12 protein-coding genes are annotated in these 10,386 nt (G+C 73.1%); 2 read left to right on the top strand and 10 right to left on the bottom strand.

Translation table 11 applies throughout. The annotated features are described in order from the left end of the window. The first annotated feature begins 15 nt into the window (after positions 1–15). Positions 16–978, top strand: coding sequence for a TIGR03619 family F420-dependent LLM class oxidoreductase (locus tag AC1DX8_RS08055; RefSeq protein ID WP_477629391.1), 963 nt, complete (start codon positions 16–18; stop codon positions 976–978). On the opposite strand, the gene AC1DX8_RS08060 is transcribed toward AC1DX8_RS08055, so the two are convergent. Beyond that, positions 950–1,597 (bottom strand): polysaccharide deacetylase family protein, encoded by a 648-nt coding sequence (locus tag AC1DX8_RS08060; RefSeq protein WP_477629392.1) that lies wholly within the window; start codon positions 1,595–1,597, stop codon positions 950–952. The genes AC1DX8_RS08055 and AC1DX8_RS08060 overlap by 29 nt on opposite strands. A 424-nt stretch (positions 1,598–2,021) precedes the next feature. Here AC1DX8_RS08060 and AC1DX8_RS08065 point away from each other — a divergent pair, with 424 nt between their 5' ends. Then, positions 2,022–2,870 carry a slipin family protein gene (locus AC1DX8_RS08065; RefSeq protein ID WP_477629393.1) on the top strand — a complete coding sequence of 283 codons (849 nt, stop codon included), beginning with the start codon at positions 2,022–2,024 and terminating at the stop codon, positions 2,868–2,870. A 19-nt stretch (positions 2,871–2,889) separates the two neighbouring features. Here AC1DX8_RS08065 and AC1DX8_RS08070 read toward each other — a convergent pair whose 3' ends face one another. From AC1DX8_RS08070 to AC1DX8_RS08110, 9 genes are all read right to left on the bottom strand, one after another. Continuing rightward, positions 2,890–3,507 (bottom strand): V-type ATP synthase subunit D, encoded by a 618-nt coding sequence (locus tag AC1DX8_RS08070; protein WP_477629394.1) that lies wholly within the window; start codon positions 3,505–3,507, stop codon positions 2,890–2,892. A 1-nt stretch (position 3,508) separates the two neighbouring features. Continuing rightward, a complete protein-coding gene (locus AC1DX8_RS08075) occupies positions 3,509–4,966 on the bottom strand; it encodes a V-type ATP synthase subunit B (protein WP_477629395.1) in 1,458 nt (485 codons plus the stop codon). Then, the gene (locus AC1DX8_RS08080; protein ID WP_477629396.1) at positions 4,963–6,693 is read right to left on the bottom strand and encodes a V-type ATP synthase subunit A; all 1,731 of its coding nucleotides are present in this window, start codon (positions 6,691–6,693) and stop codon (positions 4,963–4,965) included. Before AC1DX8_RS08080 ends, AC1DX8_RS08075 begins: the two co-directional genes overlap by 4 nt. Then, positions 6,678–7,106, bottom strand: coding sequence for a hypothetical protein (locus AC1DX8_RS08085; RefSeq protein ID WP_477629397.1), 429 nt, complete (start codon positions 7,104–7,106; stop codon positions 6,678–6,680). Before AC1DX8_RS08085 ends, AC1DX8_RS08080 begins: the two co-directional genes overlap by 16 nt. 104 nt (positions 7,107–7,210) lie before the next feature. Continuing rightward, a complete protein-coding gene (locus AC1DX8_RS08090) occupies positions 7,211–7,459 on the bottom strand; it encodes a hypothetical protein (RefSeq protein ID WP_477629398.1) in 249 nt (82 codons plus the stop codon). Then, on the bottom strand, positions 7,456–7,878 hold the full coding sequence (locus AC1DX8_RS08095) for an ATP synthase subunit C (RefSeq protein WP_477629399.1): 423 nt from the start codon (positions 7,876–7,878) through the stop codon (positions 7,456–7,458). The genes AC1DX8_RS08090 and AC1DX8_RS08095 overlap by 4 nt, the downstream gene beginning before the upstream one ends. Continuing rightward, positions 7,878–9,272 carry a V-type ATPase 116kDa subunit family protein gene (locus AC1DX8_RS08100; protein WP_477629400.1) on the bottom strand — a complete coding sequence of 465 codons (1,395 nt, stop codon included), beginning with the start codon at positions 9,270–9,272 and terminating at the stop codon, positions 7,878–7,880. The genes AC1DX8_RS08095 and AC1DX8_RS08100 overlap by 1 nt, the downstream gene beginning before the upstream one ends. Then, positions 9,259–10,137 (bottom strand): hypothetical protein, encoded by an 879-nt coding sequence (locus tag AC1DX8_RS08105; protein WP_477629401.1) that lies wholly within the window; start codon positions 10,135–10,137, stop codon positions 9,259–9,261. The genes AC1DX8_RS08100 and AC1DX8_RS08105 overlap by 14 nt, the downstream gene beginning before the upstream one ends. 38 nt (positions 10,138–10,175) lie before the next feature. Beyond that, positions 10,176–10,386 (bottom strand): hypothetical protein (locus AC1DX8_RS08110; protein ID WP_477629402.1); only part of this gene is annotated, 211 nt, incomplete at its 5' end.

The raw sequence follows: 10,386 nt of genomic DNA on the forward strand, positions 1-10,386 counted from the left end.
TGCAACAGTGGGGCGGTGACCGGTTCGATGCCCTTGCTCGGGTTCGGCTTGCCGGTGTCAGGCAGCTGGGCGACGCCGGACACGCTGGTGCACCTCGCCGTCCGGGCCGAGGAGCTCGGCTACGACTCACTCTGGGCCTTCCAGCGGACGCTCTGGCCGGCAGACGGTCGACTCGGACCGTCCCACCGCAGTGTCCTCGACCCGGTCGTCGCCTTGACGCTGGCGGCCGGTCACACGCAACGCATCGGGCTGGGCACCGCCACCATCTGCGCGCCCTTCACCGCACCTGCGCTCCTCGCCACCGCGATGGCTTCACTCGACGTCGTCTCCCGCGGGCGGCTGACCGTCGGCATCGGTATGGGGTGGCTCCCGGAGGAGCACCTCGCCGCCGGGGTGCCGATGGAGCGTCGAGGCGCCCGGTTCGAGGAGTACCTCCACTGCCTCCACGCGCTGTGGACCCAGGAGCCGGTCGCGTTCAGCGGCGAGTTCTACACGGTGCCGCGGTCGTATGTCGGGCCGCGCCCGGTCCAGCGACCGCATCCGCCGGTGCTCGTCGGAGGCTCTGCGGAGCCGGCGCTGCGGCGGGCCGGTCGGCTCGCCCAGGGGTGGATCGCGAGCAGCCGGCAGGACCCCGCCACCCTGGCGGACTGCGTCGCGATGGTTCGTCGCGGCGCGCTCGAGGCGGACCGCGACCCGAACTCGCTCCGCATCCTGGTGCGGGTCGTGCCCGACCTCCTCGACGACGACCCCGGGCCGGGACGCGCCCCCTTCCGCGGAACGGCACACCAGCTGACGGCCGACCTGCGCGAGCTCGCGGCCCTCGGCGCGACAGAGGTCATGCTCGACCTCAACCTCTCGCCCCGGGTCGGGACGCTGGAGGTCGAGGCGAGCGACGCGGCCGCCCACGCGCTGCAGGTGCTCGAGACGCTGGCACCGGGGGAGACGCGCGTCATCGGAGCAGGACCGACAGCGTGGTGAAGCGGTAGCCCCGGGCGCGGAGCCCGGTGATGATGCGGGGAAGTGCAGCCGCGTCGAGGGTCGTCCCGTCGTCCGGGTTGGCTCCCACGTGCATCAGGACCACCTGCCCGGGTGTGCTGCCCGCCAGGACGCGGGCGACGACCTTGTCGACGGTCATGCCGCCCGAGGTCCCCTTCCATCCCAGGGAGTCCGTCGTCCACCCGACCCCGCCGTAGCCCTCGGCGTGCACCACGCGGAGGACCCTGGTGTCGTAGGCCCCGAAGGGAAACCGGAACAGCGGTCGGGGATCCCGTCCCGTGGTCGCGAGGATGACCGACCGGGTGCGGGTCAGTTCACGGTCGATCGCGCTGCTGCTCAAGGTGGTGAGGTCGGCATGGCTCCAGGTGTGGTTCCCGACCGGGCCGAGAGCCGCCATCTGGCGGGTCGTCGCCGGGTTGGCCGCGGCGAAGCGCCCGGTGACGAAGAACGAGGCCGGCACTCCTTCGGCCCGCAGTGTCGCCAGGATGCTTGCTGCGCCCTGCCCGCCCGCACCCGCGTCGAAGGTCAGGGCCACCACCCGCGCCGACGTGGGGATGCGGGTGACGACCCCGGCCCGCAGGGCAGGCGGGAGGCTCGGCACCGTCGGCGGGGTGGTCCGGGTCGGAGCTGGCGTCGTCGACGATGATGGTCTGGGCGCCGGTGTCGGGGGCCGTGGCGCCGGTGTCGTGGGCCTTGGCGTCGGTGCTGCGCTCGGTGTCGACGGCAGGGGTGAGGGTCGCGGCTGGGTGGTCGAGGAGGTCTCGCCGGACGTCGCAGCCGTGGTGCTGACGCCCGGCCTGCTCGCACTGGCTGACGGCTGGAGCCCGCCACTGCCCCCGCAGCCACCCAGGGCGAGGGCTGCGGCGCACGCGCACGCAACGGCGGTGGTCCTCATGCCTCAGTGCTACCGCCCGCGTGCCACGCCCTGGCAGGGGCCAACGTCCCAGGGCTGCCGCCCGTCACCTCGGCTGGCCTCGGGACCAAAGGCTCTCCTGCCCCGTGGGAGCGAGGAGAAGAGTCAGTACATGAACCCTGTGCTCACGTCTGTCCTGACTGGCGTCGTCGTCCTCGTCGTGCTCGGTGCGGTGCTCTCGTTGCGCATCGTGAAGCAGTACGAGATGGGGGTCCTGTTCCGGTTGGGGAGGGTGATCGGGGTGCGACAGCCGGGGTTGCGCATCATCATCCCGATCGTCGATGTGCTCCGCCGCGTGTCGCTGCGGATCGTCACGATGCCGATCCAGTCGCAGGGGATCATCACCCGCGACAACGTCAGCGTCGACGTCTCCGCCGTTGCGTACTTCCGCGTGATCGACGCCGTCAAGTCGGTGGTGGCCATCGRGAACGTCTATGCAGCCATCGACCAGATCGCCCAGACCACCTTGCGCAAGGTGGTCGGCCAGCACACCCTCGACGAGACCCTCTCGGAGACGGACCGCATCAACATGGACATCCGCAAGATCCTCGACGTGACGACGGTCGACTGGGGTGTCGAGGTGACTCTGGTCGAGCTCAAGGACATCCAGCTGCCCGACAGCATGAAGCGGGCCATGGCGCGGCAGGCGGAGGCCGAGCGGGAGAAGAGGGCCAAGATCATCAACGCCGAAGGCGAGTCCCTCGCCGCCAGTGCCCTCGGTGACGCCTCGGACACGATGATGGCCCACCCCTTGGCCCTCCAGCTGCGGAACCTCCAGAGCCTCGTCGAGATCGGCGTCGACAAGAACACCACGGTCGTGTTCCCCGCACCGCTGATGAGCACCATCGAGGAGCTCGGCGCCTTTGTCTCCAGGGAAGGGCGGGCCGCCGAGGCAGTCCGGGCCGCCCACGCGCCGGACGCGGACCCCGACGGGGCCGGGTCCGGAACGCCTGCCGGTTGAGGCGCCGTCCGCCGCGCCCCTAGGGACCGAAGGTCGTGTCGGCCTGCCTGCGCAGCCGCGCCCAGTCCTCGCGCTCGGCCTGCTCCAGTGAGCCCTCGAGCAGCCGCAGCGACTCGTGCAGCTGAGGCATCCACCGCTTGTCGAGCGCGCGAAGTCGGCGTCGGGTCAGGGCGATCTCACGACCCAGGAGTCGACTGGCCGCCTCGGCCGCCGCCAACGCGGCGCCTGCCTCGACCGCGCGGAGGTACGCCTCGCCCGCGGGAGCCAGCGCACTCGTGGCGTGGTGAGGGGGCGCGGGCGAGGGACGGCGCGACACGGTCGCCGTGACGGGGTACGACACCCCCGCGGTGGTGGCCCGGTCCACCACCGCGGTGAGCGACTCCGGCCCGGTGGCCAGGCGTATGCCGTCGCGTCCCGACAGCAGGGCCGCGCGGGCGAGCCACGTCGTCCCCAGGGCGCATTCGCGCACCCAGTCGGCTCGCAGCCGGTCCTCGAGCATGGCCACCCGCTGGCCTTCGACGAGGAGGCTGTGGAGCTTGCGGTCGAGCTGTCCCCGGGTGCGCTCGGCCGTGGTCAGCCGACGACGCAACCAGAGCCGGCCGGCCCGGCCCGGAGGGACACCGCGGACGCCGGCCACGTCAGCCTCCGTCCAGCTGGGTGTCGTCGGAGCCCTCGACGGCCTGGTGCGGGTCGGGCGGCGGTGCCAGGTGGGCGTCGAGCAGGGTGGTCGGCAGCATGGTCAGCTCCTGGTGGGGCAGGATGCGCAGGACCTCCCAGCACAGGTCCAGCGTGTGGTCCAGCGAGCGCAGCTCGCGACGTCCCTGGTCCACCAGCAGCTGCTCGAAGGTCTCCTCGAGCCGTAGGTACCTGCGGTCGGCCTGGCTGATGCCGTCCGCGCCGACGATCTCGGCGAGCTCCCGGACCTGTCTGGCGCGGGCGAGGGCGGCGAGGAGCTGTCCGGCGATCTCGGCGTGGCCCTCGCGGGTGCGGCCGGCCCCCACACCGCGCCGCATGAGCCGCGAGAGCGAGGACAGGGGGTCCACCGGCGGGTACGTCCCGCGTGCGTGGGCCTCGCGCGAGAGCACCACCTGCCCCTCCGTGATGTACCCGGTGAGGTCGGGCACGGGGTGGGTGATGTCGTCCGCGGGCATCGTCAGCACCGGGACCACCGTCACCGATCCCGGGAGGCCCTTGACCCGTCCACAGCGTTCGTACAGCGAGGCGAGGTCGCTGTAGAGGTACCCGGGGTAGGCGCGTCGCCCGGGCAGCTCGCCGCGCGCGGAGGAGACCTCTCGCACCGCCTCCGCGTAGCTCGTCATGTCAGCCAGGACGACCAGGACGTGAAGCCCCTCGGTGAACGCGAGGTGCTCGGCCACCGTGAGGGCGATCCGTGGGGTCAGGAGGCGTTCGACCACGGGGTCGTCGGCGGTGTTGAGCAGGAGGACGAGCTCGCCGGCGCCCAGCCGGGCCTCCAGGGTGGCGCGGACCGTGTCGGCGTCAGGATGGGTGAGCCCGAGACCCGCGAAGACGACGCTGAACGGTTCTCCGCCGGCGGTGGCCTGCGCCGCGAGCTGGGCCGCGAGCGCGAGGTGGGGCAGCCCGGCCGACGAGAAGATGGGGAGCTTCTGCCCCCGGACCAGGGTCGTGAGCGCGTCGATGGCGGAGATGCCCGTCAGCACCGGCTCGGCCGGGGGTTCGCGGTGAGTCGGGTTGAGCGGGGCACCGGTCACGGCCGTCGTCACGGAGCCGGTGACGGGCGGGCCGCCATCCATCGGTTCACCCCTGCCGTTGCACACCCGCCCGAGCCATCCGCGCCCGACCGGTACCCGGAAGGGGTGGCCGGTGAACTGGATCGAGGTGCTGCCCGGTCGCAGCCCCTCCGTGCCCTCCAGCACCTGGACGACGGCGATGTCCCTGCTGACCTCGAGGACGACGCCGTGGCGGTCCGGCCCGTCGTGGGGGCCCGTGCGCACCACGGCGTACTCGTCCCAGCCCACCCCTTCGACGGCCTTCACCACGACCAGCGGGCCACGCATCCGCGAGATCTCCCTGTGCCGCAGCGGGAGGCGCAGCGGCTGGGCGGGCACGGCGCTCATCGCAGGGCCTCCAGGGTCGCCTGCACGTGCTCGCCACGAACGCGGACGGCGAGGTGGTCGTGGGGCGAGGTCTCCGCGGCGGCCCGGAGCAGCGGCGAGAAGTCGACACCCTCGACGTCGGCCGCCGCTACCTGGTGGTCGTCGACGACGCGCCGACAGGCCTCCACGACGCCGAGCACGGCGTCGACCAGGGCCGCGGTCTTCTCTGCCGAGCAGTACTCGTCGAGCGTGTCGAGCGAGCTCTGCTGGAGCACGCCCTCCCGGACCAGTCGACCCGCCAACAGGGTCACCCTGTCGTGGTCGGAGAGCGAGGTCACCCCGACCAGCGCGGCCAGCTCGCCCAGCCGGTCCGCTTCCGCCAGCAGGCCGGTCAGCCGGGCACGACGACGGCTCCAGTCCGGGTCGCCGTGCCCTGCCCACCACGCCCCCACGCGCTCGGCGTCGCGCGAGAACGAGCCCGACCACCCGACGGAGGGATAGTGCCGCGAGTAGGCGAGGTCACGGTCCAGGCTCCACACCTCGCGGACGAAGCGCTCGGTGTACGCGCTCACGGGCTCCGTCGTGTCGCCCCCGGGTGGTGACACCGCACCGATGATCGTCACCGACCCCTCGGCTCCGCCCAGGGTCACGACCCGTCCGGCGCGCTCGTAGAAGGCGGCGAGGGCCGAGGACAGGCCGGCGGGGTAGCCCTCCTCGGCAGGAAGCGCCCCCGACCGTGAGGCGAACTCGCGCATCGCCTCCGCCCACCGCGACGTCGAGTCGGCGACCACCACCACGTCATAGCCCATGTCACGGAAGTACTCCGCGACCGTGACGCCGCTGTAGATGCTTGCCTCCCGGGCCATCATCGGCATGTTCGAGGTGTTGGCGATGATCACGGTCCGTTCTGCCAGGGGTCGTCCCGTCGTCGGGTCGGTCAGGGCCGACAGCTCGCTGAGGACGTCGGCCATCTCGTTGCCGCGTTCGCCGCACCCGATGTAGACGATCACCTGTGCCGCACACCATTTCGCGATCTGCTGGAGCAGCACCGTCTTGCCCGTGCCGAAGCCGCCGGGCACGGCGACGGTGCTACCGCGCACCACCGGGAAGACGGCGTCGAGCACCCGCTGGCCGGTGGCGAGCGGCTCGACCGCGACCAGCCGCTCGCGGACCGGGCGAGGCCGGCGGACGGGCCAGGACGAGGTGACGGCGAGCGGCACCCCGGCAACCCGCACCACCACGTCGTGGGGACCCACCGGGCCACTGGGTGCCACCCAGTCCACGATCCCCGAGAGAGCCGGGGGGACCAGGACCCGGTGCTCGAGCAGGCCGCCGTTGCGGACCCAGCCGACTAGGTCTCCGGGTCCGACCCGAACGCCGACCAGGACCGCTGGCTCCCACGGCACGTCTTCGCGGGGGGTCTCCCGCGCCAGGCCGGTCGCCAGCCAGGTGGGGGCGTCGCTGAGGGGACGCAGCAGCCCATCGAACACCCGACCCAGCAGGTGTGGACCGAKCGGTGCGGACAGTGGGTGCCCCAGCAGCGTGCTGGGTGCCCCCACGGCGAGCCCCCCGGTGTACTCGTACGCCTGGACGGTCGTGGTGTCACCGCTGATCTCGACGACCTCGCTCGTCACCTGTTCGTCGCCGAGGGCGACGAGGTCGGACATGGCGGCCCCGACCAGCCCCTCGACCTCCACGAGTGGGCCGTTGACCCGCACGACCGCGCCAGCGGTCACGGTGTTGCCCACAGGTCCTCCAGGTCGAGCTCAGCCAGGGCGTCGGCGGCCAGGGTCCGCACCGAGGCGTCGATCGTGGCCCCGGACCCATCCCGGGCCAGCAGGCCGCCATCGGTCGAGTCGGTCACGACCGCGTCCTGCCCGAGCATGGCGCGCAGCCTCGCCTCCAGCGCCGCACGGCGCGCGGGGTCGGCAAGCAGCTGGCGCACGAGCACCTCGGCTCGGCGCACGAGCTCGTCGTACACGGCGCGGCGCTCGCGAAGGAGCCTGCTGCGCATCTCACGACGAGTCGCGGCGACCTCCGACTCCACGAGCTCGGCGCCCTCCGTGCGTCCGAGCTCGCGGGCAGCCTCCAGCTGTGTGGCGACCCACGCCTCGGTCGCGGCGAGCTCGGCAGCACCCTCCGCCTGGGCCGTTGCGACCAACCGCTCGGCCTCCTCCCGTGCACCCCGTAGGAGGGCATCACGAAGCGGAGCCAGCCCTAGAGGCAGTCCCGCCTCGGCCGGAGCGACGGCGAGCGTTGGTGCAGTCACTCGGGAAGCACCACCGTGAGCGGTGCGTCGCGCACCATACGTCGGTCGCCGAGCCAGCGTGCGACCTGCGGCGTGAGGATGAGGAGGGCGGCGTCAGCGAGAGCGGCCCAGGCCTGGAGCACCTCGGGCTCGGTGCGGACCGGCACCACGCGGGCGCCTGCGAGCCCGAACCCGGCGACCTGCTCGGGCGCCCCGAGCGCAGCGACCACTCCGGGAGCGGCACCGCGGGCTGCTCGCGCGCTCATGCCTTGCCCACGAGGATCACCGAGATGATCAGGCCGTAGATCGCGATGCCCTCGGCCAGGCCGACGATGACCATGGCCCGGCCGAACAGCTCGGGTCGCTCGCTGATGGCGGCGAGGGCGGCTGATCCCGTGTAGGCGACGGCGATGGACGCGCCGATGGAAGAGCCCGCCACAGCGACGGCCGCCCCGATCAGCGCCGCGCCGCTGGCTGGGCCTGCGGCGGTGGCGCCAGTGAGGTCCGTCGCCGCGAGCGAGGGCTGGGCACCGACCGCCACGACGAGCACCGCCGCGGCCGCGACGATGATGAACGCGTTGGCCGCGAGCAGCCAGCGCAGGCCACGGTGCGCGCTGGGCCGGGCTGAGCGCAGCAAGAGCACCACGGCGAACAGCACCGGGGGCGCGAGAAGCCAGACGAACATCAGATCTCCTGGGTGGTGAGGGGGATGTGCCACGGACGGAACGGGACGCCCTCGGCGTCGAAGACACGGGAGAACAGCTCGTAGTACTCCAGTCGCAGGGCCTGGATGCCGGCCACCAGTCCCTCCAGCGCGAAGGTCACGACGTTGCCGATGAGGAAGACCAGCGTTGCCGCCAGCAGGCCGAGCCCGCCGTCGTGCCACAGGCCCGTCGTGGCCGACCAGACGACGCCACCGAGCGCAGCGTGGGTCATGCCGAACGCCGCGAGCCGGGCGAAGGACACGATGTTGGAGCCCAGCCGCACGACCACGTCGAACAGCTCCACGCCGGCCTGCATGACGCCCGCCGCGCCACCTCCGGCCGCGACGAGCAGGCCGAGGTATGCCGCGGCGAGGCCGGCGACGGCGACCACGGCGCCGATCGCCGCCAGCCACGTGGTGTCGGCGTAGAGCCCTTCGGCGAAGGCCGCGAGACCGAGGAAGAGTGCGGCGCCGGCCAGCCCGGACGGGGCGTACAGCGCGCGGCGCCAACCCCCTTCGCGGAACCGGTTGATCGTCCCGAGGGTGTATGCCCCGGCGAGCAGGACGGCACCGATGGCGACACCGGTGACGAGCAGCTGCACGGGCTCGGCCAACGGCTGCAGCCACAGCGCGGGGAGGAGCCCGGTCGGGCCGAAGGCCTCACCGAACGCCACTCCGAACGCGATGCTCGCGAGGCCCGCGCCGAGGAGGAAGAGCCAGCCCGGCCGGTATCGCTGTAGACGAGGCCACCGGCCCCACCGCACCGTCAGTGCGGCGACGACCAGCAGCAGACCGTGCCCGGCGTCGGCGAACATCATCCCGAACATCGCGACGTACGCCAGAGCGGCCAGCACCGTGGGGTTCACATCCGCGTAGGGGACCGTCGCATAGGTCTGCACGAGCGGAGCGAGGTCACGCGAGGCGCCGGTCGTCGCGAGCAGGGTGGGCGGCTGGGCGCCAGCCGGGCGGGGGAGCGGGACGACCGCGCCGCCGTGGGGGGCCACCCGGTCCGCCAGGGCAGGCAGTGCCGCACCCGGCATCCACCCGACCAGTCCGGCAACGTGTCCGCGAGTCGAGGCGGCCTCCGACCGCGCCTCGAGCATCGCCTCCCCGGCGATCAGCTCCAGACGTCCGGCCCGTTCGCACTGGTCGAGGTCCAGTGGCGCGTGCGACAGTTCCGGCGCCAGGTCGGAGGACCGCCCGAGGCGCGCCAGTCGCTGGGCCGCCGGGGTGTCCAGCCGGTCCGGTGGAGGCGCGTCGAGCTGCACGGTCCCGGAGTCGGCGACCTCCACCAGCACCTGGCGCAGCGTCAGGCGCGGTGCAAGCAGTGCGACGCGCAGCATCACCACGGGGCTCAACGCCTCACGCCACTTCATCGAAGCCCTCCACGGTGCTGCCACTGCTCGCCGCGGCTTCCAAGGCGGCGCGGACGCGCCAGGCGTCGACGGCCATGAGTGCCACTGCGCCCACGACGCGCTCCGCCCCCGGACCGCGGTGGTGCGTGAGCACGCGGGCCTCCTGCTCGACCCGGCCCCACCAGCGGGCCTCGGCCCGCCACAGGTCGGCCGACGTGTCGATGTCCGCGAGGGCCCACGCTGCGCCAGCCGGAAGCGTCTCGCCCAACGCGCGCAGTGTCGACGCGTGCAGCGGTGCACGACCGAGCACGCGTGCTGCCGAGGTGCGGAAGGCGGGGGGCGGGGCGACGTTCTCGACCAGCAGCCCGCCCAGGGCAAGGGCCAGACCGCCTGCCGCCCACGAGGCCGCTGACGGCACCTGGGTCACGACCCGCTCGGCGAGCACCGCGCGCATGCCCAAGCCCACGGCGCGAGGGGTGGTGTCGCCGGGGTCCCCCCAGGCCGAGGCCGCCAGCACCGATCGCAGCTCGTCGGCACTGGTGGTGAGCGCGAGTCGGTTCCACGCCGTCGCCAGGCCACCGAGCCGGTAGGGCGGGGGAGCAGCGCGACCCTGCAGCCGCTGCAGGTGGTCAAGGGTGTTGGCGACCTCGAGCGAAGCAACCAGGGGCCGCAGCACCGTCACCACCCCCCGAGGTCCCCAACCGGCCAGCACACGGACGTTCCAGAGCCACGCCGCGGTGACGCCTCGTTGTGCCTCGGCGAGGTCCTGCCCGAGTCGGACCTGGCGTCCGTATGCCGTGTGCTCGAGGATCGACAGTCCCTCGTCCAGCGAGGTGCTTGCGGCGAGGACGGCGACATCGCTGCGCCCCAGGCGTCGACGCGTCATGGCCTGCGCCCTGACGCTGATCGCCACCCAGCCCGCGTTCATCGCGGTCCGTCGGTCGCCCCGGTGCACAGGGCCTCGACCGCCGTCGAGACCTGCACGAGGTAGCGCGGCATGAGGGACTCCGCCCGAGCCCTGAGGGCGACCACCTGGTCCTCGATCTCTCCGCCCTGGGCACTGTCGAGGGCACCGCCGGGCCCGAGGGCGCGGTCGTGCGCCGCCGCGGCGGCCATCGCGCGCTCGGCCTCGGCC

Source organism: Pedococcus sp. P2_A3 (assembly GCF_056405035.1).